We start from the raw sequence: 26,865 nt of genomic DNA on the forward strand, positions 1-26,865 counted from the left end.
CTTAACATTTAATCTATTATGAACACAACAAAAAATAGCTCCCCAGCCTCAGATGAAATCGATCTGCTCGCCCTGTTTAAAGTTTTGAAATCCAACACGATTAAAATTGGGTTTTTCACGGTTATCTTTGCAGCAATCGCAGTGGCGTATAGCCTGCTTGCTACCCCGATTTACCAAGCCAATGCGACCTTGCAGTACGATAAGTTAGGGCAAGTTTCATTACTCGACCAAATGAGTGATGTGATGCCATTTGGTAACAGTAATAACCAAGTAGACTCTGAAATCGAAGTCATTAAGTCCCGCATGGTATTAGGTAAAACTGTCGCGGATTTAAACCTTGATGCTCTTGTTGCACCGACAGGTTTTGCCAGTAAATTACTTGGCGAAACAGCACCTTTAAACATTACGGTCTATCAGTTGCCAGATCATTTGGTCGGTGAGCCCGCAACCCTGACATTTACCAGTGAAAAAACCTACTCACTGAATATTGACGGTCAAATTTTTGACGGTAACGTTGGCCAAGTCCTTAAGCAGGGCGAAATTAATTTACTGGTTGCCAGTTCATCAGTAAAAGCGGGTGATGAATTTGCTCTGGTAAAAAATGCCCGTTACTCTTCCATTGAAGATTTGCGTAATACCTTAACTATTGCAGAAGTGGGCAAAGGAACAGGTATTATCAGTTTAGCCATCAAAGGCGCAGATAAAGCGGAAAACGTTAAAATACTTAACAGTATTATCCAAAACTACGTTGACCAAAATACCGAGCGTAAAAAAGAAGTCACCAACAATACGTTAGTCTTCTTAAATGACTACTTGCCGACTATTAAAGCAAAGCTGGATAACTATGAAAACCAGCTTAATGCGTTCCGTAAAAAGAATGAATCTATCGACCTTTCTTTAGAAGCTAAAGCCGCGTTAGATACTGCATTGCAAGTGGAAGAAAAACTCAATGAATTAACCTTTAAAGAAGTAGAAATTCAGCAGTTATATACCCGTAACCATCCTGCGTATCAGTCCCTATTAGATAAACGCCAACAGTTGTTACGCGAAAAAGAAAAAATCAGTAAAAATATTCAAAAGCTGCCCAATACCCAACAAGAAATCGTGCGTTTAACTCGTGACGTTGAAGCAGAGCAAGCGATTTACACCCAGTTAGTCGCTAAGCAGCAAGAACTCAGCGTGCTCAATTCCGGTATTACCGCAGATGTGCGTATTATTGACTCCGCTGAGTCCCAACCGAATGCGGTTGCACCGAAAAAATTCCTGATTGTTGTACTTGCCACAATCCTCGGCTTTATTGTCGGCTGTGCCTATGTGATTGCCCGCGAGTTCTTTAATAACAAAATTAAAAGCACCGAAGATATCGATGCACTGGGTGTTAACGTGTATGCCACAATCCCATTCTCTGCTCACGAGAAAAAACTGATTGAGGCAGGAAATAAAAACCCATTAGCCCTTGAAAACCCAGCGGATACTGCAGTTGAAGCTATTCGCTCACTGCGTACCAGCGTTTATTTCTCAGTCATGAACCAAGGGAATAACTTGGTGATGGTGACCAGTGCGTCACCGGGGGTAGGGAAGAGCTTTGTGACCTCCAATATGGCGGTGGTACTGGCTAATGCAGGCAAAAAAGTGCTGTTAATCGATACCGACTTACGTAAAGGCCGCTTGCATAAAGCCTTTGGCTTAAACAACAAAGCCGGTCTCTCTGAGTATTTATCACAACAGAGTTTAGAATCCCCAACGGTTCATACCAATGTGATTGAAAATCTGGATGTAATTTGCCGCGGTAAAAACGTTACTCACTCTTCTGAATTACTGATGGGTGAACGCTTTAAGCAATTGCTAGATAAAGTGAAAAATCAATACGATATCGTGGTAATTGATACCGCACCAATCTTAGCCATCACTGACTCGGCCATTATTGGTAAATACGTCGGTACATCATTGTTAATCGCCTTTTATGGCGTTAATACCGTGAAAGACGTGGATTTATCACTTAAACGCTTTAAGCAAAATGATATCGAGATTACCGGTGTGATACTCAATGGTATCGATGCTAGATCTGATGATTATAACTACCACTATGAATATTAGAATTTAATATCATAAAAAACCGACGTACTGTGCGTTGGTTTTTTTATTGGGTGAATCTATTGAATACTAGAATTTTAAAAAATGCAGCATGGATGGTCTCCGAAAAATTCATTGCTATTATTGGGTTGTTTTTTGTAACTTCCTATGTTGCAAAATATGTTGGCCCTTCAGTCTTTGGTATAATAGCTCTAGCAACGGCAACATTTCAGATTATACAAATAATAGCTCAATTAGGTAACGATAATATAATATTCAAACGAGTATCTAAGAAAAAAGAATCTGGATTAAAATTAATCAAGTCAACTTTTTTAATAAGGACTATAATTTATTTTTCATTATCCATCCCTACGTTATATTATTTTTACTCATATAAAAATAATATAACGTTTATATTTTCCATCGCTATTTGTATTGCCTGCTACTTTTCATCCATTGACATTTATTCAATTTATAACAATGCAATATTAAAATCAAAAATAAATACCATCGCAAATATAATTGGCTTAAGTATAGGCCTTGTCCTCCAATACACAATCGCATATAACAAACTTGACCCTATTTACTTAACAATCCCAATCATAGTTGTTACTTTCATACCTTTATCTATCCGCTTTTACTTATTTCCAAAAATAAGTAAAATTACAAGGAAAAATAAATCACGATATAACAAATACATCTTATTATCCGGAATTAGCATTGTTTTCTCAACATTATCTATTGCAATTTATACTCGAATAAACCAATTTATGATTTCATATTTAGAAGGAGATTATAATCTAGGTATTTATTCTGTTGCTGTAACGTTATCCACAGCATGGGTCTTCATACTTACTGCAATAATAAATTCAACGCTTCCATCCATATTTGGAGAGAAAAAAGAGTCTAAAGCAGCGAAAGTTGCCGCTAACTTAAATGTTATAGTTATAATTATATCAATCACTGTACTCGCTTTTATTTATTTTTTCGGTAGTTATTTTATTAATTTATTATTTGGTCCTTCATATGCAATGGCTAGTGAACTCTTAGTAATCTTATGTTGTTCAACTATATTTGCAAATTTAGGGACTGTGTCAGCACGGTTTATTGTTCGCCATTCAGGATATTCTTTTTTATCTAAAAAAATGTTTATTATGGTTTTACTTAGTATCCCTATCTCATATACCATGATCAGAATTTTTGGACTCAAAGGCGCAGCCTACAGTGTCTTAGTAATTGAAATACTATCATTGACTATAATGAATTACTTTTTCAAAAAAGGTCTTATATTTAATTTACACAAAGAAACTTTAAAGCTCCCTAAAAGATTCCTTGAACTCACCTCTTACATTCGCCATAAATAATGAAACCTACTTATACTATAAATACTATACTTAATAAAACAGAGGTTCTAGTCACCGGCGGTCTTGGCTACATTGGTAGCCATACCTGTGTGCAAATGATCCAGCAAGGAATGCAGCCGATTATTTTAGATAACCTGCATAATGCTAACCTTGAAGTGCTTAACCGTATTGAAACGATTACGGGGATAAAGCCTGTATTTTACCAAGGTGATGTGCGTGATAGCCAAATTTTAGACACCATTCTTGCTCATCACCAAATTCATTCAGTGATCCACTTTGCAGGTCTTAAAGCCGTGGGTGAGTCGGTTGAAAAACCGATTGAATACTATGATGTTAACGTCAATGGCACATTAGTGTTAGTGGAAAGCATGAAAAAAGCAGGTGTAAAAAGCCTGATTTTTAGCTCTTCTGCAACGGTATACGGTGAACCTGAGCATATTCCATTAACGGAAGACGCTTCTGTGGGTAATACCAATAGCCCATACGGTACCAGCAAGTATATGGTTGAGCGTATTCTGACTGATTTGAATATTGCTGATAATACGTGGTCCATTTCATTACTGCGCTATTTTAATCCGGTTGGTGCTCATAATTCAGGCCTAATGGGGGAAGACCCGAACGGTATTCCAAACAACCTCACTCCATTTATTGCCCAAGTCGCAGTAGGTCGCCGTAAAGAGCTCGCTATATTTGGTGGAGATTACCCAACTAAAGATGGTACAGGTGTACGTGATTATATCCATGTGATGGATTTAGCAGATGGCCATATTGCTGCTTTAAATAAAGTTAGCCAACAAGCAGGCCTGCATATCTATAACTTAGGGACAGGCACAGGAACAAGTGTATTGGAAGTTGTCGCTGCTTTTGAAAAAGCAGTTGGTAAACCCATCCCTTATACTATTTCTGAGCGCCGCGCTGGTGATATCGCGGAATATTGGTCAACGCCAGCGAAAGCACAACGTGATTTAGGTTGGACCGCACAATATTCCATTCAAGATATGGCTGATGACGTTTGGCGTTGGCAGTCCATGAACCCGAACGGTTATAAAAGCTAATCCTGATTCGCTATATTGTAAACGCGCCTCCTATGGCGCGTTTTTTGTTTTTGGCTCGCAAATAAAAGTTCCGCATGAAAATAATGCGATTTGCGCGTACACTCTTCCCATCATTTTTATCATCATAAAATCAATCAAACGCTATGCCACACATTGTTTTATTCGAACCAGAAATACCACCAAACACCGGTAATATTATTCGCCTTTGTGCCAATACGGGCTTTAGTTTGCACCTTATCCACCCGCTTGGGTTTACGTGGGATGATAAACGCTTACGCCGTGCTGGGTTGGATTACAGCGAGTTTGCCGATATTAAACATCACCATGATTATTATGCTTTTTTAAAAAGTGAAGGGCTGAACCCAGATAATAATCAGTCTGAAAGTGGTGCAAGAGTCTTTGCTTTAACGACCAAAGGTAAGCCAAGCCACAGTAATGTCAGCTACCAAGAAAATGACTATTTGATGTTTGGCCCTGAAACGCGCGGGTTGCCACCTTATGTGCTCGATAATATGCCAATGGAGCAAAAAATTCGCATTCCAATGTTGGCCGATAGCCGCAGTATGAATTTATCGAACTCAGTTGCTGTTGTCGTGTTTGAGGCATGGAGGCAATTGGGGTATCCGGGGGCTCTACTAAAAGACTAGAATTACTCGATATACCTCAAGCGGTATGAGTGAGGCTTCACTCCGACACCCAAGCTACATATCGCTCGAATTATTGAGAGGATAGCTCTGAGCATAAGAGAGATATATTAATGAAAGAGACCGTTACTAAACAAACTGAGCAACCCACTAATACCCCACTGGATAGCATCGATGAAACCACTTATTTATTACGTTCACCCGCTAATGCAGAACATTTAAATAAATCGATTACTCAGTTTAAAATGGGAAATATGCTTAAAAAGCGACCTATTGAAGAATAACAACGATAGTCAGCAACTCGCTACCTTTTACGCCTTTCCACAACTCAACTCAAATCCCATCCCCATTTTCAAAACCCCAAATACTGCCATTAAAGTTTTGATCCATTTCTAAGGATGGCTTATCGCTGGTTGGTTTGCCAACAATACGTGCAGGAACCCCCGCCACTGTGGTATGAGGAGGTACCGGGTGAAGAACAACCGAACCTGCACCAATTTTGGCACCGCGACCAATTTCAATATTGCCTAAAATTTTTGCCCCTGCCCCAATCATTACCCCTTCCCTGACTTTGGGATGACGATCGCCGCAAGTTTTACCTGTCCCGCCGAGGGTAACAGACTGTAAAATCGACACATCGTTTTCCACGATAGCTGTTTCACCAATCACAATACCCGTCGCATGGTCGAGCATGATGCCACAACCAATGCGAGCAGCTGGGTGAATATCCACACCAAAAGATACAGAGATTTGGTTTTGCAGGTAAACCGCGAGTGCTTGGCGGCCTTCTTTCCACAGCCAATTGCCAATACGATAAGCTTGTAGTGCATGGAAGCCCTTCAGGTAAAGTAACGGCGTGGAGTATTTATCGACGGCAGGGTCACGTAGGCGAACAGCAGATAAATCCATTGCGGCAGAGAAGATCATTTGCTCGTCATTGCGATATGCTTCTTCAACGATTTCGCGAACTTCAAGCGCGGGCATGATAGGCGAGCTGAGCTTGTTCGCCAGCATATAACTGAGCGCACTGCCCAAGTTGTCATGCTTGAGTAACGTCGCGTTAAAAAAACTGGCTAGGAGTGGTTCGCAGTCAGCAAGCGACTTCGCTTCTTCTTTAATGAAGCCCCAAATTCTATCCAATTCTTCACGCGACATAATGACTCACCTATCTATTTTTATATTTACCCTATGGTGTAACTTAATTAGGTTAATTTTTATTAATCATGCAGTTTTGGCATATCCGCAATTTCATCTTTCGTTGCACGGCCTAATAGCGCTTGCGCCGCCTCTAACACATTTTTGTGGCAATAGAGGATTTGATAAATTTGCTCCGTGATTGGCATTTCAACACCAGCGCGTTCCGCAAGTGCGCGGACTTCTTTGGTATTTCGATACCCTTCAACCACTTGGCCAATCTCTTTTTCTGCTTCTTCAACCGTTACACCATCGCCTAGCATCATACCAAAGCGACGGTTACGGGATTGATTGTCGGTACAGGTTAACACTAAGTCGCCTAACCCGGCCATCCCCATAAAGGTTGATGGGTCTGCACCCAATGCAGCACCAAGGCGGCTCATTTCAGCTAAACCACGGGTAATCAACGCAGTACGTGCGTTGGCCCCAAAGCCCATGCCATCAGAGATCCCCGCACCAATCGCAATCACGTTTTTCACTGCGCCACCAAGTTGTACGCCAACCATATCGGGGTTTTTGTAAACTCGGAAACTTTTGCCGCAATGAAACAGCTTTTGTAAGTCATCACCAAACTGGCTATCACTTGCCGCGACAGAAATCGCAGTTGGTAAGCCCGCAGCGAGTTCTTTCGCAAAGGTCGGCCCTGATAACACTGCCAGCGGAATTTCGTTGCCTAATACTTCACGTGCCACTTCTTGCAACAAACGCCCCGTATCCCTTTCTAAGCCTTTGGTCGCCCAAATAATACGCGAATCAGCACGCAAGTAAGGTTGGATTTGTTTGAGTACATCACCAAAAACATGGCTCGGTACAACTATCAAGATATTGGGACTCGCCTCAACGGCGCATTTTAAGTCCGTTTCGAGAGATAAACTATCAGGGAAAGAAACGCCAGGCAAAAATGCCTGATTACTACGGTCTTGCTCTAATTGATGAATGTGTTTGGGATCATGACCCCATAACACAACTTGGTGTGCATTACGGGCAAGCGTAATGGCTAAAGCGGTGCCGTATGAGCCGGCACCGATCACTGACATTGAAGCAGTATTCATTAAGCGTCCTGTTGAGCTTCTGAGTTCTGCGCTTGTTCGCCTTGTTGCTGCTGTAAGTAGTTCATGAACAGAGCATCAAAGTTAACTGGCGCTAAATTCAATTGTGGGAATGTACCACGACCCACTAAGCTAGTAATCGCTTCACGCGCATATGGGAACAGGATATTCGGGCAATATGCACCTAAGCAATGCGCCATTTGTGTGCCATCGATACCTTCGATAGAGAAAACACCTGCTTGCTGAACTTCACACAGGAATGCCGTTTCTTCACCTAAAGTTGCCGTAGTCGTCACACGTAAAACAACCTCATAAACGCCTTCTGACAGCTGGTTTGAAGATGTATCTAAGTCTAATTTGATCTCTGGCTGCCACTCTTGTTGAAAGATATGTGGTGCGTTAGGTGCTTCAAAAGAAACGTCTTTTGCGTAGATGCGTTGAATTTGAAAAACCATTTCTGAGTTGTTTTGTTCTGACATAAGTTTAGTACCTTTTAACTTCCATATGAGTTTTCCCTGTTATTCTTTGAGCTACAGGGGTGTTCGCTGCATTGCGTTACCCAAGTCACATACTGATGTATGCTCCTTGGATACCTTCACTTGCTGCCTACCTGTAACTCAAATAATTTAAGGGAAACCCTGTTATTCTGAGCTACAAGGGGGTTCGCTGCATTGCGTTACCCAAGTCACATACTGATGTATGCTCCTTGGATACCTTCACTTGCTGCCTACCTGTAACTCAAATAATTTAAGGGAAACCCTGTTATTCTGAGCTACAAGGGAGTTCGTTGTATTATGCTACTCAAGTTGCACTAATATAGGCAACTTGAGATAACGGTAACTACTTCTTACCACGAGCCAGTGGAAGGTTTTCACCTGCCCAACCAGCAATCCCTTCTTTCAGGACAAAGACTTTTTCAAAACCTTGTTGCACTAATTGCTCTGCAGGTTTGTTTGATTCCATACCACTTGCAGAAACGATAATCACAGGTTTCTGTTTGTGTTTTTCTAACTCACCTAAATTATTATCTTTAATCTCAGACGGTGTTAAGTTAATAGAATCAATAATATGGCCTTTACGGAAATCGTCACGAGAACGCAAATCCACAATAACCGCCTCTTCTTTATTAATCAGTGTAATCGCTTGTGAACGAGCAATCACTTTCGTTTTAGAAAAGAGGCCTTTAAAGGTCATGACGACCACAGCAACTAGTAGCGCTATCCAAACCAGACTCAATAACATGTTCCGGCTTACAAATTGCATGATTTCTTGGATCATGGGGGGCAATCACTCCCGTTAGTTAAAATCGAATATCAAAGGGTTCAGAGTATACCTGTGTGTTGAGCTAATTACAGCCAATTCACGCAAACTACTGTGTTTTTTTTGCGGTAATGTACGCAAAATTAATACCATTTTACTGAAAAATAGAATTTCTTTCTCGAAGCGGTACGCAAATATTTTACCATAAACATGCCTAAACGGGGCTAACCTGTAGATTAAATAGGCGCTCAATAATAAAAAACGGTTCAAAACTAGCTATACAAAATAAATCAGTGATAATAAAACTATATTATTTGACTTAATTAGCCTTTGTTTCAGGGCAAAAATCCGAATTTGTAAATGTTTTCAATACTATTTATTAGAGAGTGCTGGAAACCATCACTTGCAGATGAAATAATCAGTTATTGCATTTAATTGAGGTGATCTATCACAATGGCCAATACACAATATCGAATGAAAGCGTCATTTCTTCGTCAGGCTATTACATCCGCTCTACTTGGCTTAGGGCTCTTTGCGCTCGCCCCTACGCACACCGCATTCGCAAACCAGATCACTGAAAATAAAGGGCAATTACACGATTTACTCAAAAGTATTGCTGAAAAAGAAAAAAGTGTTAAAGAACAGCAAGCTAAACGTTCAAACTTACTTGAGCAGCTTAAGCAACAAGAGCAAAGTATTTCGGCTGCAGGACGTAGTTTGCATGAGACACAAAACCAATTAAAACAGCTCGATAAAGAAATCGTCTCCTTAAATAGCAATATCAAACAGCTACAAACTAAAAAACTGCAACAAGAAAAAATGCTCGCAGACCAGCTTGATGCTGCCTTTCGTTTAGGTAAACACCAAGGTCTCACCCTGATGTTTAAAGGGGAAGAAGGCCAGCGGGAAGAGCGAATTTTGGCCTACTATAGTTATTTAAATCAGGCCCGTGAAAAAACCATTATTGCACTCGAAGAAACCACCAAAGAGCTACAACAGCAAAGGCAATTAGAGCAGAAAAAACAAGCAGAACAAAAAAGTACGCTCACTCGCCAGCAACAAGAAAAACGTAAATTAGACAACGTTCAAGCATCACGGCAAAAAACACTTAGCGCACTCGAAAGCACCTTAAAAGAGGATCAAAAAAACCTTGCTGTCTTAAAACAAAACGAAGCGAGATTGCGAGACAAAATTGCCCGTGCGGAACGCGAGGCTAAAGCAAGAGCAGAACGAGAAGCGAAAGAAGCAGCGCGTATTCGAGCTCAAGTGGCTGAAAAAGAACGCCAAGCAAAACAGAAAGGGGCGACTTACAAACCATCTGAAAGTGAGCGGTCGCTGATGTCCCGTACGGGTGGTTTAGGGCGTCCAGCAGGACAAGCTATATGGCCAGTTCGTGGCTCCCTGCTCCACAATTATGGTGATGTCATTTCCAGCGAATTACGTTGGAAAGGGATGGTCATTGCAGCTAATGAAGGCACTCAAGTCAAAGCCATTGCAGATGGACGCGTTTTACTGGCAGACTGGCTGCAAGGTTATGGGCTGGTTGTGGTTGTTGAACACGGTAAAGGCGACATGAGCCTATATGGCTATAACCAAAGTGCCTTAGTCAATGTGGGCCAAGAAGTTCGTGCTGGCCAGCCAATTGCGTTAGTGGGTAGCAGTGGTGGTCAAGAACGTCCATCCTTGTACTTTGAAATTCGCAGGCAAGGTAAAACCGTTAACCCTCGCCCATGGTTAGGAAGATAACCCAGTAAACTTAAAATCAAACGATTAGGATGAAATTATGTTGAAGCGCTTACCCTTAAGATTATTCATTAGTTTACCACTGTTACTGATGAGCCTACAGGTGAGCGCAGCAAAACTCGCGATAGTTATTGATGATTTTGGCTATCGAGCCAAAGAAGATAACCAAATTTTGGCGCTATCCCCTGCGGTCACGATTGCGATTTTACCCAGTTCGCCTCATGGTCGCGAAGTGGCTGAGAAAGCCTATCAGCAAGGGCGAGATATTCTGATCCACATGCCCATGAAGCCATTGAGTAAACAGCCTTTAGAAAAAGACACATTGGCACCATCAATGAGTGCCGCAGAGATTGACCGCATTATTAAAAATGCCATTGCCCGTGTGCCACATGCAAAAGGCATGAATAATCATATGGGTAGCGAAATGACCTCTAGCTTGTCGGGCATGCGCAATGTGATGCAAAGCCTATCTCAATCAAACTTATTTTTTCTCGACAGTGTGACCATCGGCAATACTCAGGCGGGAAATGCCGCAAAAGAATTCGGTGTCCCAACGCTGCGCCGTAATATTTTTATTGATAACCACCAATCAGAAGAAGAAACGCGTACCCAACTAAACAAAGCCGTTGCTTACGCACGCAAACACGGCAGCGCTGTCGCGATAGGTCACCCCCATCCTTCTACTGTACGTGCACTGCAAAAATATTTGCCACAATTACCAGCCGATATCGAACTGGTTGCCGTGAGCACATTAGTGAACCCGCAAGAAGCGGCTAAACAACCGGCGAAGTCGCTCAGAATGCTCTCTGAAGAAGCTCAGAAAAAACCGACACAACCTAAAGTGGAACAGCCTGTTAATGAGCTGCCAAAAACACCAGAGTCAACGGGAGTGATTGAAAATAAAAATGAAAGTGAGCCTGTTGCTGAAGAACTCGGTGTCTGTGAGGTCGAAATACCTGAAACGAAATTACAAGGTATCGATTTGATCATGTCGATTGTCGAAAATATTTACCAAGACAAAACATTGCAGCCATTACTTTCACAAGAAGCACCAACGAAAAAGCGAATGCTTTTTAAAACAGAATCTTAAAGCGTGGCTTCCACATACATGCTCCCCTTCTGAAGATAGTGACCTCAGAAGGGGATCTTTAACTGATTAATCCCAGTTTAAAATCACTTTCCCTGCTTGGCCTGAACACATCACATCAAAGCCTTTTTGGTAATCATCAATAGAAAATTGATGGGTAATAATTGGCGATAAATCTAACCCTGATTGAATTAATGTTGCCATTTTATACCAAGTTTCAAACATCTCACGGCCATAAATACCTTTAATAAACAGCCCCTTGAATATCACTTGGCTCCAATCAGTTGCCATTGAAGCTGGCGGGATCCCTAATAGTGCAATACGCCCACCGTGATTCATGGTGTCTAACATGGTTTGAAAAGCCGCAGGCGCCCCTGATACTTCTAACGCCACATCAAAGCCTTCTTTCATGCCCAGCTCGTTCATCACATCTTTTAGGTTTTCTCGGCTCACATTCACGGCTCGCGAAACACCCATTTTTTTCGCTAAATCGAGGCGGTAATCATTCACATCAGTAATAACAACATGACGAGCACCAACGTGGCGACACACCGCAGCAGCCATAATACCAATCGGCCCCGCCCCTGAAACCAACACATCTTCACCCACTAAATCAAAAGAAAGAGCCGTGTGTACCGCATTACCAAATGGGTCAAAAATAGCGGCAATTTCATCGGGAATATTGTCGGGAATTTTAAAAGCGTTGAAGGCTGGGATCACCAAATATTCGGCGAAACACCCTTCTCGATTTACCCCTACGCCAATTGTGTTGCGGCAAAGGTGGGTACGACCACCACGGCAATTACGGCAGTGACCACATGTAATATGCCCTTCTCCTGATACTCGGTCGCCAATTTTAAAGCCTTTAACTTCCTGTCCAATCGCAACAATTTCCCCTATATACTCATGACCGACAACCATCGGGACAGGAATGGTTTTTTGTGACCATTCATCCCAGTTATAGATATGTACATCTGTACCGCAGATAGCGGTTTTACGAATTTTGATCATCACATCATTGTGCCCGAGTTCCGGTTTCGGAACGTCCGTCATCCATATACCTGGTTCAGCTTTCAGTTTGGACAGTGCTTTCATAAAAGGCCTTTTATTTGATTATATTTAGTTTTTTACCAATGCGGGTGAATGCGTCAACAGCGTGTAAGATATCCTCCTCGCTATGTGCAGCAGACATTTGCGTACGAATACGCGCCTGCCCTTGGGGAACAACAGGGTAGAAAAAGCCGGTGACATAAATACCTTCATCAAGCAGCTCTTTCGCGAAAACTTGAGCAAGTTTTGCATCCCCTAACATCACAGGGATGATGGCATGGTCAGCGCCTGCTAGGGTGAAACCCACCGCAGTCATTTTCTCCCTAAATAACACCGCATTACGCCATAGTTTTTCACGTAACGCTTGGCCTTCACTCATCATATCAATCACTTTGATAGACGCCGCGACAATGGCAGGAGCAAGAGAGTTAGAGAATAAATACGGGCGCGAACGCTGACGTAACCACTCAACAACTTCTTTTTTCGCTGCGGTATAACCGCCGGAAGCCCCACCAAGCGCTTTACCTAATGTCCCCGTGATAATGTCGACGCGCCCCATGACATTGCAGTATTCATGGCTACCACGACCATTTTCGCCGACAAAACCCACTGCGTGGGAATCATCCACCATCACCAAGGCTTGGTATTCATCTGCAAGGTCACAGATAGATTGTAAATCAGCAATCACACCATCCATTGAAAAAACGCCATCAGTAGCAATTAAAATATGACGAGCCCCTGCTGATTTTGCTTCTTCTAGGCGCGCTTTTAACTCCATCATATTGTTATTACTGTAACGGTAGCGTTTAGCTTTACTTAACCGAACACCATCAATGATTGAAGCGTGATTTAATGCATCAGAAATAATTGCATCTTCTGGCCCTAACAAGGTTTCAAATAGGCCGCCATTAGCATCGAAACAGGATGAATACAGGATGGCATCTTCCATACCTAAAAATGTGGCTAACTTGTTTTCCAACACTTTATGGTTATCTTGGGTTCCACAAATAAACCGCACGGAGGCCATCCCAAAACCATGGCTGTCCATACCCTGTTTTGCCGCTTCAATTAACGCAGGGTGATTAGCTAAACCAAGGTAGTTATTGGCACAAAAGTTGATGACACGCTTGCCACCGGTGATCTCGATGTCTGCATCTTGGGAAGTGGTGATAATGCGTTCGTGCTTAAATAACCCGTCAGCTTCAATTTGGACCAGTTGCTCACGGATTTGTTGGTAGAATCTATTCGACATACATTACTCCTATCTGGCAATCATTCAGAGTTTAATTATAGCCTCTAAAAGTAACGACATTCTCAGCACAAAAAATTTAAGTTTGCGGGCAAGATCACGATAATTGTCTTATGCTTCTCACCCTCTCTAGTTCAATTCTCTACTATCAATGCTACCGTCTCGCCAAAGAGATGTTATTATAGGCACCAATGATTTCTCTTTTTTATTAACCCATTTGAGGTATATCCCATGATCATAGTCACTGGCGGAGCTGGTTTTATCGGCAGCAACATCATTAAAGCCCTAAACGCAATGGGCCGCACAGATATCCTCGTTGTGGACAATCTGAAAGATGGTACTAAGTTTGCCAACCTGGTTGACCTTGATATTGCGGATTACGCAGACAAAGAAGATTTTCTTGTTAGCATCCTTTCAGGTGATGATTTTGGCGATGTTGATGCCGTATTCCATGAAGGTGCATGCTCATCCACCACTGAGTGGGATGGCAAGTATATGATGGATAACAACTATCAGTACTCAAAAGAGCTATTACATTACTGCTTAGAGCGTGAAATTCCCTTCTTATACGCCTCTTCCGCAGCCACTTATGGCGGCCGTAGCGATAACTTTGTTGAAGAACGCGAGTTCGAAAAACCATTAAATGTTTATGGTTACTCTAAATTCCAATTTGACCAGTATGTCCGCGAAATTCTGCCAGAAGCGGAATCACAAATCTGTGGCTTCCGTTATTTCAACGTTTATGGCCCAAATGAAGAGCATAAAGGTGGCATGGCGAGCGTGGCCTACCATTTAAATAAACAAATTAATGAAGGGCAAAACCCGAAATTATTTGAAGGTAGCGAAACATTCCGCCGTGACTTTATCTATGTTGGCGATGTTGCCGCTGTAAATTTATGGTTCTGGGAAAATAACGTTTCGGGTATTTTTAACTGTGGAACAGGGCGCGCAGAGTCTTTCCAAGCCGTTGCCGATGCAGTGACTGAATTCCACAAAGACAAGAATGTGGCTGTCGAATATATTGAATTCCCAGAAAAATTAAAAGGCCGCTACCAAAGCTTCACGCAAGCGGACCTCACCAAGTTACGTGCTGCTGGTTATACTGCACCATTTAAAACGGTTGCAGAAGGCGTCACTGAATATATGCAGTTACTCAATAAAGACGCGTAATTCGTATTTATGAAAATATTGGTGATCGGCCCTTCATGGGTAGGGGATATGATGATGTCACAGAGCCTTTATCGCACAATAAAGGCACTTCATCCTCATGCGCAAATTGATGTGATGGCACCTCAATGGTGCCGCCCTTTGCTGGCTAAAATGCCTGAAGTCAATCAAGCCATCCCGATGCCTTTAGGGCATGGAGCCCTTGAAATCGGTGAACGTCGTCGATTAGGTATCAGTTTGCGAGGAAATGGGTATGACCAAGCGATTGTTTTGCCTAATTCGTTAAAATCTGCACTTGTTCCATTCTTTGCTAACATTGCCAAAAGAACGGGCTGGCGCGGGGAAATGCGTTATGGGTTACTCAATGATATTCGCCCGTTGAATAAAGAAGCATTTCCATTGATGGTACAACGTTATGTTGCCCTTGCTTATGATAAGCAGACCATTCAATCTGCTGCTGATATTCCATCACCAATATTAAAACCCAAACTCGTCACGGTTCCACAAGAAGTCAGTGAAACGCTGCAAACCTTTGCCATTGATGACTCTCGCCCGATTATTGGTTTTTGCCCAGGCGCCGAGTTTGGTCCAGCAAAACGCTGGCCACACTACCATTATGCAACCCTCGCCCAAGAATTGATCAGCTTAAAAGGCTATCAAGTTCTGCTATTTGGTTCCCAAAAAGACCATCCCGCAGGGGAAGATATTCGCCAAAGCTTAACGGATGAGGCCAAACCCTACTGCCATAATTTTGCGGGGGAAACGTCGCTAGAACAAGCCGTTAACCTGATTGATGCCTGCCATGCTGTTGTGAGTAACGATTCAGGGCTGATGCATGTTGCCGCCGCATTAGATAAACCTTTAGTTGCACTTTATGGCCCAAGTAGCCCAGACTTCACACCACCATTGTCTGATAAAGCTGAAGTGATCCGCTTAATCGAGGGGTATCATAAAGTCCGTAAGGGGGATGGCGAAAGCGGTTATCACCAAAGCCTGATCGATATTCAGCCAAAAATGGTTTTAGACGCATTAGCACGTTTAAATATAGGTATTGAATAATGCGAGTATTATTAGTCAAAACATCTTCAATGGGCGATGTTTTACATTCTTTACCTGCATTAACTGATGCACAGCAAGCTATCCCCAATATTCAATTTGATTGGGTGGTTGAGGAGGGTTTTGCACAAATTCCAATTTGGCACAGTGCAGTTAACCAAGTGATCCCTGTTGCTATCCGCCGTTGGCGGAAAAATTGGTTTTCTGCGCCAATCAGAGCCGAACGCACTGAGTTTCGTCAGCAATTACAAGCAACACAGTATGACGCAATTATTGATGCTCAAGGGCTACTAAAAAGCGCATTTCTCGTTACGCGCTTAGCCCATGGCGATAAGCACGGTTATGACCGCCATAGCATTCGCGAACCGCTTGCCAGTTTTTTCTATGACCATCGCTATGCCATTAGCAAGCAACAACATGCTGTCGAACGCATCCGCCAATTATTTGCAAAAAGCCTTGGTTATACTTGCCCGACACAGCAAGGTGATTACGCCATTGCACAGCATTTCTTGCAATCCGGTGTAAATAACGAAAGCCCTTACGTAATTTTTCTGCACTCCACCACTCGAGATGACAAACATTGGCCTGAAGAAAACTGGCGAAATTTAATTGAGTTAATGGCGGGCAGTGGTGTAAAAATAAAGCTACCGTGGGGAGCACCACATGAGCAACAACGCGCAGAGCGATTAGCTAAAGGCTTTGATTTTGTTGAGGTATTACCAAAGCTAACACTCGCTGAAGTGGCACAACAGATTGCCAATGCTAAAGCCGTTGTCTCCGTCGATACTGGGCTCAGTCATTTAACTGCCGCACTGGATAAACCCAACTTCACGCTGTTTGGCCCTACTGATCCGGGGTTGATTGGGGGTTATGGGCAGAATCAATATGCAATAATATCTAAAAGTAATATCATTAAGCATATTAGTGCTATAAATATTTATGAACAGTTGAAACATTTTCTCTAGAAAGGTATCTTAACCTGCCAAGTTTTTTGATGTTTTACTGCATCATTTATGTAGGTACTTTTCTCATCTACTCAAAACCAGACACTTATTATAATGAACAACTCTATCACAATTATAACGGCATTTTTTGATATCGGCAGGGGAAATTGGAATGCTAAAAGTGGTCGATCCGATAGGTTAGAAAGAACAGCTGATACTTATTTTAATCACTTTAAACGATTAGCGAAGCTTGATAATAAAATTATCATTTTTACCTCCCCAGATTTAAAAGACAAGATACTTAAACTTAGAGAAGGTAAGCCGACTCATATAATTACAATTGATCTGCAACAGAAGTTTAAGTTTATTATAAATAAAATATCTTCTATTCAGCATAGTGACTCATTTAAAAGTCTTATAAAACCTGAACAATTACAAAATCCTGAATACTGGTCAGCTGAATATGTTTTAGTGACAAATCTTAAAGCCTATTTTATCAATAAATATATAGAATTAGGCCTGTCAAGTGATGAGCTTATAGCTTGGATTGATTTCGGTTATATTCGAAAAGCAAAAACGCTCAATGGTATCACTGAGTGGAAATATCCATTTGATCAGAATAAAGTGAATTTTTTCTCTATTAAAGATAACCTTAATCTACAAGATAAAAAAGGGATCATGGAGAAAGCTATTAATAATGATACTTATATTATTGGTGGGGTTATTGTTGCAACTAAAGAAAAATGGATTGAGTTTTACCATCTTGTTTTTCAAACACAGAAAAAACTAATACAGTCAGGCCTCATCGACGATGACCAAGGTGTATTTTTAATTTGTGCTAGTCAAAAGCCAAGCTTAGTTAAATTAAATTACCTCGGTCATATGGAATGGTTTAAAGTGTTTAAATTATTCAATAAAGGTTCAAAAATTAATTACTTAACTCGCCTTGGCATTCTATTGAGAATAATTAAATAACAAAATTATATTAGCCAACTTAATGAGAGAAGCGCCCTGATTTCAAGGCGCTTTTTGCTATTTCTGCGGCGCAATAAACCCAAAACACATCGTTTCAGGTGCCGCATCAGGCTCAGAGCGGTAAATCACATCTTCTTTTTCGATGGTAAATTGCGGCCAGAATTTACGGACTTTTGCAAAATTCTCATGTGCGCAATCATCGTATTTTTTACCTAACAATAAAGCACCATGCTGGCGAATTTCTGCTTCTGTAATATCGCGATTGTACACATTTGGCGGCATATGTTTTTCCATGGACCAAGGCTGGATAACATGCGGGCGATCTTTCGCATAAATAATAAACCATTGATATTGATTATCTTCGCCGCCAACATATTTAACTGGTGTACCATAACGTTGATGCCAGCGCTCTTCCCCTTCCGCTATCAGGGTTTTTACACCAATAAACTTTTGCCCTGCCCCGCGAATATTCGCCGCTTGAACGGTGATATAGCCAACCACCACTAAAACACCAAAAATCGCAAAACCAATGAGTGATTTCTTAAATGGTTTTTTTGGCATCACAGTTATTGAACCAACAAACAACGGCGCAATAATCGCCATAAAGGGTTGTAACCATTCCGTGATCCGCCCGCCATCATGGAACGAAAACCAGCCATAAATGACAACCAGTGGGAATAAAATAATGAAATTTGCCATACGATTAGGTAATGCTTTAGGCCAACCAAGTTTCCCGCCACTGCAATAAACAATAATGGCAGCAATCACTAACGGGTAAAAAACACTTAATGCCGCTTGAGTTGTATGGAAATTAAAACCTGGGTCAATTTGCGAATCGACCCATTTAAAAGCTGAGAAGTCCGTCGCCATCAGCCAAAAGAAATTTGGCAGAACTAATGCAAACCACAACGCGATAGCTAAATAAAAAACGGGGTAACGGTAGCTCTGACGTGCCTGCTTAACAAAAATAGTCAGTAAGAAAACAGAACCCACTAAAGCGAGTGAGGAGTATTTTCCCATGGTTGCCAGCCCAGCAAACAAGGCAAAAGGCAGCCACCACGCAGGGTTATCATCCACTGCGCGTAAAAAGAAATAAAGCACCCATGGCCATAAGGTGACGAGAATATAGTTATCATTATAAGGAATGATATCGAAATTAATCACGCCCGAGAGGTTCAACATTAACATCGCAAACCAAGCAAGGTCACGACGCTCAGTTAAACGATAAGCCAGTTTCCAAACACCCAACAAGCCAAATGCAATGCCAACAAAATGGACCAAATACCAATAAAAACTATATGAAATTCCCAAATAGATGGCTGGCCACATTAATACGCCAACGAACCATGGGTTTTTAGGCGAGCCCCATTCCCCATTCATTCCCCAATTGACAGCTTCTACCGTGTCATAAGGTACTGTTGGGTCAAAATAAAAGCTCGCTAAGATCCAAGCTACGGCATAGCCTATGACCCATAAATAAACATATTTATTTGAATTTGGTTGATTGATTGCTGGCATACTGTCTTAAAAGATAAGGAAAAATCCAAGTACTCCACCTATTGCTAAAATAGCAAAATAGAATACCCCTATAACAAACGGTGCAGTCTACTATAGTTTAGATACAATACTAAGATGCGGGAGAAAATATTCGCGATTCATTGTTGTAATGTTCAAGTTGGCTCATCTAAAAAAGACGCATTGCATCATTACTGTTCTTTTGGTGGCAAATAGGGTTGTAATAATTTTAATAAACGCTGGAGAGCGCCTTGATTTTCATGCAGAACTTCTGCGGCATGACGACCATAATATAACCGATAGTCTTCATCAGAAAGCAAGCTCGTCACTGCTTGTTCCATCGATTCACTGTCCGTAACAGTAATCAGCCCATCAGCCTGCGCTAACTTCCCACAAATATCTTTAAAATTAAAGGTATGTGGCCCCATTAAAACAGGTAGTGCATGCGCAGCGGCTTCTAAAGGATTATGCCCCCCCGTTTCAACTAAGCTTCCGCCAACAAACGCAATGTCCGCAATTCCATACAGCAACATCAATTCACCCATGGTGTCACCAATAACCACTTGGGTATCTACGGTAGGAATTGTGTTAGCGCTACGACGAATAAACGTTAAACCTGCCTTTTGGGTTAGCTCTTCGGCTTTTGCAAAACGTTCAGGATGACGAGGAACTAAAATGAGCAATAAATCTGGAAAACGTTTTAATAACTTTTGATGAGTTTCTAAAACAATCGCTTCTTCACCGTCATGGGTACTGGTCGCAATCCACACAGGGCGATGTGCAGCCCATTGCCTGCGAAGGGTAATGGCACGAACCGCTAATTCAGGGGTAACGGAGATATCAAATTTTAAGCTTCCCGTCACACTTAATTGCATACGCCTTAACCCAAGCTGAACAAAGCGCTCACCATCTTCTTGATGTTGCGCCGCCACTATCGTGACATTGCGTAGCATACGCTTCACAAAGCTACCTAATTTTTGATAACCCGCTGCAGAACGCTCTGATAATCGCGCATTAGCGATAACTAAGGGGATTTTTCTCTTATGCAGTTGATTTATCATGTTTGGCCAAAGCTCAGTCTCCATAATAATCACAAGCTTAGGATCGACCTGTTTAAGGAAACGACGCATCGAACCCGGTAAATCATAAGGGAGATAAACATGGCTAACATCATCACCAAATGCAGACTGCACACGTTCTGAACCAGTGGGCGTCATCGTGGTAACAGTAATAGGCAAGGAAGGATAGTGATGGCGAAGTGCCCTGACTAAAGGGACAGCGGCTAGTGTTTCACCCACTGAGACCGAATGCAGTAAAATGCCTTGAGGCTTAACTTTACCCGCACAAAAACCATAGCGCTCACCCCAACGTTTACGATACGCAGGCGCTTTTCGGCTACGCAGTAAAAGGCGAACCCATATAAATGGCTGGATAAGATAAAGAAGTACCTGATATAACCGCAGCAATAACATTCGATCTGATTCACTTACCAAAATTGGCGCTATCTTACCATAAACCTTCTGTAAAAGTGTGCAGAATATGCACCTAAAAATTCACAAAGCCTCACTAACTCTTGTTGCAACCATGCAAGATAGCCGATAAGGTTAAGCTCTCGCATCGCTTATTTACGTCAATATCTTGAATAAGCAATAACAAACAATGAGATACTATCGCCATGGAACATAAAGCCATCTACCCAGGTACTTTTGACCCTATCACATCAGGGCACGTTGATATTGTCACCCGTGCAGCGGCAATGTTTGACCATGTACTCCTCGCTATTGCCAATAGCCAACGCAAAAACCCCATGTTTACCCTTGATGAGCGCGTTTCCCTTGCAAGGGAGGTGACGTCTCATCTTGATAATGTTGAGGTGGTGGGTTTTTCTGAGTTGATGGCGAGCTTTGCACAAAAAAAAGGGGCGAATATTCTAATCCGTGGTGTACGTTCAGTAGCTGATTTTGAATATGAGTGGCAATTAGCGAATATGAATCGCCACTTTGTCCCTGAATTAGAAACGGTATTTTTGCTCCCATCGCAAAGTTTATCCTTTGTGTCTTCATCTTTAATCAAAGATGTCGCCCTTCATGATGGTGATATATCCTCTTTTCTACCGCCAGTTGTTGCAGATGCAATGCTGAAAAAACTCAATAAAAAATAGCTATCGGAGTTATTTTTGGCACTGAGGGCAGAAAAAGGTGCTACGCTGGCCTTGTTTAATACTTTCAATCGGCGTTCCGCACATTGAACAAGGCTCACCCTTTTTTCCATACACAAATAACTCTTGTGCAAAATAACCCGGTTTACCATCTGACTGCAAAAAGTCTTTTAACGTTGTGCCACCTTGCTCAATTGAGCGAGCTAACACGAGTTTGATTTGCTTAACCAACTCCGTGATTTCAGCCAATGTTAATGTATTGGTCGTTTTTTCAGGTGAAATTTTTGTCGCAAATAGGGCTTCATTTGCATAAATATTGCCAACACCAACGACGATTTTGTTGTCCATCAACCAAGGCTTGACCGCCACTTTCTTTTTTTGCGCGAGCTCATAAAGATATTGAGGGTTAAATTCATCAGATAGAGGTTCAGGGCCTAAATGCGCGAGTACCGAGCTGCTCTCTAAGTCATCACACCATAGCCAAGCCCCGAAGCGCCGCGGGTCTGTATAACGTAAAACTTTACCATCTCGCATCACTAAATCCACATGGTCGTGTTTTTCTTCAGGTCGCTCTTCCGTTAAAATACGCACACTGCCGGACATGCCTAAGTGAACGATAATCCAGCCCTTTTTCAATTCAATCAGCAAGTACTTTGCACGGCGTTGCACGCTTAAAACAATTTCATCAGATAAGCTTTTTATTTGCTCACTGACAGGCCAACGCAAGCGGCTATTTCGTACGACTGCGTAAGAGATTGTATTACCGACTAAATGTGGCTCAATACCACGACGGCTGGTTTCGACTTCAGGTAGTTCTGGCATGTATAAACTCGTATTTTTTAATTTATGAGTACCATTTTTTAATTACACTAAGCAACTCATCTTTCACAATTTCCCATGTAAAATTCTCATAAGCATGCTGTTTCGCATTATCCGCTATTTTTTGCTTGTCTGGATGATTTAATGCATTAGTAATGTCTTCAGCCATCATCTCTGGCGAAAGCGGTTCTCTGAAAATAAAGCCCGTCTTATTATGAGCGATGAATTCGACCATTGCACCTCGCTGACTCGCTATCACTGGACGCCCTGAAGCCATGGCTTCAAGAGCTACCATACAAAATGGCTCTGGTGCAATAGAGGGCACTGCAATGACATCAGCAAGTGAATAATAGTGCCGAATTTTTTCTGGGTGAACCCCCCCTAAGAAAATGCACTGTTCCCCCAGGTGTTTGGCATAATCTTTTACTTCATCTTGATACTGTGCCAATTCGCCTTTTAAAGCGGCATTTGGGTCGCCCACGATAACAAGCTTACAGCGAGAGTCGCTTTTAAAGAAAGTTTGGCATGCTTGCATTAATTCAAGCAATCCTTTATCTCTCGCTATTCGACCTGCAAATAACACAACTTTATCATCTGTAGTTAACCCAAAATCATCTCGACTAACCTCAGGTGGTTGCGCATAAATATCGCCATCAAATCCATTACGAACCACTTCAATAAATGCATTGGGTAAACGTTCGCGATACCAACTTTGCATAAAGCGACTCGGCACAATAATTTTGATATCTTCAGGCACATCTTTAGGTTCATAAAAGTTATGCATGTGCAGCACAACGTGACTATGCCCTTCTTTCTTAATTATTTTTTTGAAGGATTTAATATGATTATGAACAAAAATAACGCTTTCATTCGCTGTTGGGGCAAACTGATGTTTAATTTTGACAATTCTATCCGCATAAGAATAGGGGTCTAGTCTTGTCCATTTTTTGAATAATCTCGTGTACACTTTTCCAAACTTAATGCGCTCAATTTCACAGTGTTTATTGACGACTGAGTGTTTGGAATAACCGTCATTTTGTATACATACAATACGGTTTTCAATATCTAGCCTTTTCGCAACATTATACATCCACGATTCAATCGCGGCAGCGCTCTTTGGCGGTATAGAAAATATCGGGGAAACCGTTAAAACGATTTTGTTTATCATAATATTATTTTCTTTTACCATTAAGTTTTTCAAGCAAATAGCGAATACCTGACAAGCTCCCAGACCAATAGGCGCCTTGTTTGAGTAAATGTTTATATTCCTTTTTTCTTTCAACAAACTTAGTCGCTGGCTTTAAGTCTACAGTTGACCAAGGTGACTGAGTGAGTGCCTGATAAAACGGCTTTGAGGCAGGATAATTTGCCCATGTGTGCCAAGGCTTACTCACACCAGTATAGTGAACCAATACCGTTTCTGGCGTAATAACGTGTTGATATTTTTGGTGAGTTGAATCAGAAAGCTCATTTTTTAGCGTATAAACAGTATTAAACTTTTGATTTAATAGAACTAAGTCATCTTTCAAAATCAGGTTTAATACATCCTGATCTGGGTACTTGTAGCGCTGTTTTGCATCTTTTTCTGACAACCGTTCAAAACAATGCTCCGTGACTTGTCTTTCATGCCATTTTTTTAAGTTTACAAACATGACGCCTGAATTAAAGTACGTTTCAGTTAATTCTGGAGTATGAAGCCTTGTGCCACTTTTGGTTCTTACACCAATATCATCAGCAACAACACCGCAAACCTTATCTGCAATTAAATCCGCGGCTAAATCAATAACTCCATTGCACATTACATCAGCATCTAAATACAATGCAAAGTCATAGTCAGCTGATAAATAATCTAGTGCGATTAATCGAAAATACATTGCAGAAGACCAAACATCTGACGCTGGTAGTGTTTTTAGTGATTCATTATCTAATTCATAAATATGAAATTCAGCCAAAAATTGCTTCGAAATAACCTTAAGCTTTTCTAAAAAATTAGAGTCCACCTTATCCAGAAAATAATGAAACCTAAAATGTGTGTGGGGGTTATTAATAAGTACTGAGACCGCTGAAACACCCGCGCCAAATTGATAGTTTTCATCAGAGCCATAAATAACATCAAGGCATGACAATGCAACGTCATCACTGCTCGTGTATTCTTTTATCAAATATTTGTTTGTTATAAGGTTATTCATGGTTTTTTATCTTCTGTTCATCTGCACTGTGACCCATCATAGAGATTAAGAAACCTAAAAGAACACCCAAAGGCTTAAGATCGACTTGCTCAAACATTCCTCGAACTAGATAAAAACCAATAAGACTCAATAATAATGCAATAAATGCAAAATAGATTTCAGGCTCAGCTGAGGCAATTTTTATCTCTTTTATTGAGGAATAACACATTGACAGAAATACAGCACCAAATGCAATTAGCCCAGCAATACCTGCACCAAACCATATATAAAGCCAGATATTATGGGGCCCGATTGACGTCTTAAATGTCCACTCAGGATGTTCTTTTATTACGCTGTTATATTTTTCATGGTAAATTTTGTCACCAAATCCATATCCAATGATTGGATTTTCCTTGATTAACTCAAGAGCAGTACCTTGGGTACCATTAGTATATCTATGAGTGCTATCCGTTTGCTCAAGTTTATAAAAAAGTTTTTTGCTTGTATCTGGATAAATTGATTTGATTGAAACAAGTGAAACTAACGATAGACATAATACAACCCCAATGAGTTTCCATGGTCGTTTAAAACATAAAAATAATAACCCAGAAACCGCAATAGCCACCCATGCCCCTCGCGCAAGTGTTCCAAGTAAAACAAATAAAAATACCGCACTTAAAATATAAAAATAGATTAATTTATATTTAGGTGACAAGTACCAAAGAATAGGAAGAATTGGAAAGAAAAATACTAACGCATCCGAAACATGCCTAAAATCATAGGTAGTAAATGGCAAAATACCATGCTGATAAGCGGCATAGTACCGAGACAACTCAACAAGCAGAATAACGACCAGCGACACAATGAAGCTTATTAGCAGCAATTTTGAAATCGCTTTTAAGCTCTCTCGATACAGGATAATTGGAAATAAAAATGATAAACTCAAGATCCCATAATTTAATAAATTATTATTAATCACCTTAATAGACACACTAGGAATATCTGAATAACTTATTGATAAATATAGTATAATAGAGAAAGAAACAACACCATATAACAGTTTGTTATTCAATCTTTTCAGTACATTTTTTGTATCTAAAAAAAGATATGCCAATGAGGTAGTAACCATCAAATAAAACAAAATATGCTTATATCTTGTCACATTTTCCACAAAAAAAAGAACAACAAATATTAGTACCAACGCCCGATTATACTTTGAGAGAATTTTTTCATTTCTTTCTAAAAAAGACATAAATTACCCAATTATTATTTATTTAATTTAACCCAAAAATACTGAAGATTATTTTTTATCCCAGCAACAACTTTCCCTTGGTTAAATAAGTGCTTAGCACAATAACGTAAATGATTACTACTCTTTGCTTTTAATAAAGGAATATCTTTCCATGGCGACGCATTTTTTGCATCAACAAAAGACTGTGCTGTTGGATAAGACGCCCATTCATGCCAAGGCTTTGTGGGGCCAATATAGTGAATCAAAACGGTATCTGGTGTTATTGGATTTTCTTTTTTGCCTTTTTGTAGCTCATAATTGATGCTGTATTGCGTATTATATTTTCCATCAAGGTAAATAACTTTCCCTGTTAATAGCATATTTAAAATATCCTGGTCTAAATAGGATAACTTAGCTTTAACAGAATCTTGAGAAAGTAATTCCATTGCCTTCGTCGATATGTCAAATTTTGACCAATTCACTAAGTTAAGAATTAAAAAACCTGCATTAAAATACCCTGAAGCAATACTTGGGATCTCTAAAGCATCCGCTCTTCTCTGCCACCATACGCTATCTCTTTCAGGTACCACCGCTGCAACTTGATTATTCTCAAACTGAATGTTTAATAGCGGTTTCAATGAGCCTTGGCACATAATATCCGCATCCATGTAGATCATTCGTTCTAATTGATTCGAAAAATAATCCGCAATAATAAACCTAAAATAGGTGGCATAGGACCAGTTTTTAGTACTTGGTAATGACTTTAGTTGTTCACAATCAACAAGATATATTTTAATACTGGTTTTGTATTGTTCTGCAAGCGCCTTAAATAATCGAGATTGTTCATCGTCAAAATAGTCTGTAAAAACATGAAATGAGAATGAGATATCAGAATTTGTTTTTAATAGTGATGCGATGGAAATTCCACAACCATATAAAAAGTTACGGTCAATGCCATACGAAATATGCAAGCTACTATCAGTAATAACTGCAGCAGATGATGATAAATCAATCTGTGTTGTGACTGCATTTTCCTTATTGAAGAACATGTATTCTATCTCTCT

25 protein-coding genes are annotated in these 26,865 nt (G+C 40.8%); 12 read left to right on the forward strand and 13 right to left on the reverse strand.

Annotated elements, in window-relative coordinates; all coding sequences use genetic code 11:
- Positions 1-18: 18 nt before the first annotated feature.
- From J6836_RS17100 to J6836_RS17120, 5 genes are all read left to right on the forward strand, one after another.
- Entirely contained in the window at positions 19-2,097 is a 2,079-nt protein-coding gene (locus tag J6836_RS17100) for a polysaccharide biosynthesis tyrosine autokinase (RefSeq protein ID WP_219245108.1), read from the forward strand.
- 59 nt (positions 2,098-2,156) lie between these two features.
- Complete coding sequence (locus J6836_RS17105; RefSeq protein WP_219245109.1) at positions 2,157-3,437, forward strand: oligosaccharide flippase family protein; 1,281 nt, start codon at positions 2,157-2,159, stop codon at positions 3,435-3,437.
- Positions 3,437-4,492, forward strand: coding sequence for a UDP-glucose 4-epimerase GalE (galE, locus tag J6836_RS17110; RefSeq protein ID WP_219245110.1), 1,056 nt, complete (start codon positions 3,437-3,439; stop codon positions 4,490-4,492). The genes J6836_RS17105 and galE overlap by 1 nt, the downstream gene beginning before the upstream one ends.
- 143 nt (positions 4,493-4,635) lie before the next feature.
- On the forward strand, positions 4,636-5,139 hold the full coding sequence (trmL, locus tag J6836_RS17115; RefSeq protein ID WP_206085996.1) for a tRNA (uridine(34)/cytosine(34)/5-carboxymethylaminomethyluridine(34)-2'-O)-methyltransferase TrmL: 504 nt from the start codon (positions 4,636-4,638) through the stop codon (positions 5,137-5,139).
- Between the two features lie 110 nt (positions 5,140-5,249).
- A complete protein-coding gene (locus tag J6836_RS17120) occupies positions 5,250-5,420 on the forward strand; it encodes a hypothetical protein (RefSeq protein WP_442959459.1) in 171 nt (56 codons plus the stop codon).
- A 49-nt stretch (positions 5,421-5,469) separates the two neighbouring features.
- Here the strand turns inward: J6836_RS17120 and cysE are convergent, their stop codons facing one another.
- The 4 genes from cysE to J6836_RS17140 all read right to left on the reverse strand — a co-directional run bounded on the left by cysE (position 5,470) and on the right by J6836_RS17140 (position 8,657).
- Positions 5,470-6,291, reverse strand: coding sequence for a serine O-acetyltransferase (gene cysE, locus J6836_RS17125; RefSeq protein WP_219245111.1), 822 nt, complete (start codon positions 6,289-6,291; stop codon positions 5,470-5,472).
- Positions 6,292-6,353: 62 nt separating this feature from the next.
- Positions 6,354-7,382 carry an NAD(P)H-dependent glycerol-3-phosphate dehydrogenase gene (gene gpsA / locus J6836_RS17130; protein ID WP_219245112.1) on the reverse strand — a complete coding sequence of 343 codons (1,029 nt, stop codon included), beginning with the start codon at positions 7,380-7,382 and terminating at the stop codon, positions 6,354-6,356.
- On the reverse strand, positions 7,382-7,858 hold the full coding sequence (secB, locus tag J6836_RS17135; protein WP_042846715.1) for a protein-export chaperone SecB: 477 nt from the start codon (positions 7,856-7,858) through the stop codon (positions 7,382-7,384). The genes gpsA and secB overlap by 1 nt, the downstream gene beginning before the upstream one ends.
- Positions 7,859-8,219: 361 nt before the next feature.
- Positions 8,220-8,657, reverse strand: coding sequence for a rhodanese-like domain-containing protein (locus tag J6836_RS17140; RefSeq protein WP_219245113.1), 438 nt, complete (start codon positions 8,655-8,657; stop codon positions 8,220-8,222).
- Between the two features lie 435 nt (positions 8,658-9,092).
- On the opposite strand from J6836_RS17140, the gene envC reads away from it, so the two are divergent.
- Entirely contained in the window at positions 9,093-10,385 is a 1,293-nt protein-coding gene (gene envC, locus J6836_RS17145; protein ID WP_219245114.1) for a murein hydrolase activator EnvC, read from the forward strand.
- A gap of 37 nt (positions 10,386-10,422) precedes the next feature.
- Positions 10,423-11,472 (forward strand): divergent polysaccharide deacetylase family protein, encoded by a 1,050-nt coding sequence (locus tag J6836_RS17150; protein ID WP_219245115.1) that lies wholly within the window; start codon positions 10,423-10,425, stop codon positions 11,470-11,472.
- Between the two features lie 66 nt (positions 11,473-11,538).
- On the opposite strand, the gene tdh is transcribed toward J6836_RS17150, so the two are convergent.
- Both tdh and J6836_RS17160 read right to left on the reverse strand, forming a co-directional pair.
- Positions 11,539-12,564, reverse strand: coding sequence for an L-threonine 3-dehydrogenase (tdh, locus tag J6836_RS17155; RefSeq protein ID WP_219245116.1), 1,026 nt, complete (start codon positions 12,562-12,564; stop codon positions 11,539-11,541).
- Positions 12,565-12,574: 10 nt separating this feature from the next.
- On the reverse strand, positions 12,575-13,771 hold the full coding sequence (locus J6836_RS17160) for a glycine C-acetyltransferase (RefSeq protein ID WP_219245117.1): 1,197 nt from the start codon (positions 13,769-13,771) through the stop codon (positions 12,575-12,577).
- Between the two features lie 228 nt (positions 13,772-13,999).
- On the opposite strand from J6836_RS17160, the gene rfaD reads away from it, so the two are divergent.
- From rfaD to yibB, 4 genes are all read left to right on the forward strand, one after another.
- Positions 14,000-14,938, forward strand: coding sequence for an ADP-glyceromanno-heptose 6-epimerase (gene rfaD / locus J6836_RS17165; protein ID WP_219245118.1), 939 nt, complete (start codon positions 14,000-14,002; stop codon positions 14,936-14,938).
- A gap of 9 nt (positions 14,939-14,947) precedes the next feature.
- A complete protein-coding gene (gene rfaF / locus J6836_RS17170; protein ID WP_219245119.1) occupies positions 14,948-15,994 on the forward strand; it encodes an ADP-heptose--LPS heptosyltransferase RfaF in 1,047 nt (348 codons plus the stop codon).
- A complete protein-coding gene (gene rfaC / locus J6836_RS17175; RefSeq protein ID WP_219245120.1) occupies positions 15,994-16,956 on the forward strand; it encodes a lipopolysaccharide heptosyltransferase RfaC in 963 nt (320 codons plus the stop codon). The genes rfaF and rfaC overlap by 1 nt, the downstream gene beginning before the upstream one ends.
- Positions 16,957-17,049: 93 nt before the next feature.
- Positions 17,050-17,910, forward strand: a complete 861-nt coding sequence (yibB, locus tag J6836_RS17180) for a protein YibB (RefSeq protein ID WP_219245121.1) — start codon at positions 17,050-17,052, stop codon at positions 17,908-17,910.
- 57 nt (positions 17,911-17,967) lie between these two features.
- Here the strand turns inward: yibB and J6836_RS17185 are convergent, their stop codons facing one another.
- Entirely contained in the window at positions 17,968-19,428 is a 1,461-nt protein-coding gene (locus J6836_RS17185; protein WP_219245122.1) for an ArnT family glycosyltransferase, read from the reverse strand.
- A gap of 188 nt (positions 19,429-19,616) precedes the next feature.
- A complete protein-coding gene (gene waaA, locus J6836_RS17190; RefSeq protein WP_219245123.1) occupies positions 19,617-20,897 on the reverse strand; it encodes a lipid IV(A) 3-deoxy-D-manno-octulosonic acid transferase in 1,281 nt (426 codons plus the stop codon).
- 203 nt (positions 20,898-21,100) lie between these two features.
- Between waaA and coaD the strand changes: the two genes are divergently transcribed.
- Positions 21,101-21,586: a pantetheine-phosphate adenylyltransferase gene (gene coaD, locus J6836_RS17195; protein ID WP_219245124.1), complete on the forward strand. Its 486-nt coding sequence runs from the start codon at positions 21,101-21,103 to the stop codon at positions 21,584-21,586.
- Positions 21,587-21,595: 9 nt separating this feature from the next.
- On the opposite strand, the gene mutM is transcribed toward coaD, so the two are convergent.
- The 5 genes from mutM to waaO are packed head-to-tail and all read right to left on the reverse strand — an operon-like array spanning position 21,596 to position 26,859.
- Positions 21,596-22,405, reverse strand: a complete 810-nt coding sequence (mutM, locus tag J6836_RS17200; RefSeq protein ID WP_219245125.1) for a bifunctional DNA-formamidopyrimidine glycosylase/DNA-(apurinic or apyrimidinic site) lyase — start codon at positions 22,403-22,405, stop codon at positions 21,596-21,598.
- 22 nt (positions 22,406-22,427) lie between these two features.
- On the reverse strand, positions 22,428-23,687 hold the full coding sequence (locus J6836_RS17205) for a glycosyltransferase (RefSeq protein WP_255586251.1): 1,260 nt from the start codon (positions 23,685-23,687) through the stop codon (positions 22,428-22,430).
- The gene (locus J6836_RS17210; RefSeq protein ID WP_219245126.1) at positions 23,575-24,591 is read right to left on the reverse strand and encodes a glycosyltransferase family 8 protein; all 1,017 of its coding nucleotides are present in this window, start codon (positions 24,589-24,591) and stop codon (positions 23,575-23,577) included. The genes J6836_RS17205 and J6836_RS17210 overlap by 113 nt, the downstream gene beginning before the upstream one ends.
- Positions 24,584-25,822 (reverse strand): O-antigen ligase RfaL, encoded by a 1,239-nt coding sequence (gene rfaL / locus J6836_RS17215; RefSeq protein WP_219245127.1) that lies wholly within the window; start codon positions 25,820-25,822, stop codon positions 24,584-24,586. The genes J6836_RS17210 and rfaL overlap by 8 nt, the downstream gene beginning before the upstream one ends.
- Positions 25,823-25,836: 14 nt before the next feature.
- Positions 25,837-26,859 (reverse strand): lipopolysaccharide 3-alpha-galactosyltransferase, encoded by a 1,023-nt coding sequence (gene waaO, locus J6836_RS17220; RefSeq protein WP_442959480.1) that lies wholly within the window; start codon positions 26,857-26,859, stop codon positions 25,837-25,839.
- Positions 26,860-26,865: the final 6 nt, after the last annotated feature.

The sequence above is a fragment of the Providencia sp. R33 genome (genome assembly GCF_019343475.1).
Taxonomy (GTDB): domain Bacteria; phylum Pseudomonadota; class Gammaproteobacteria; order Enterobacterales; family Enterobacteriaceae; genus Providencia.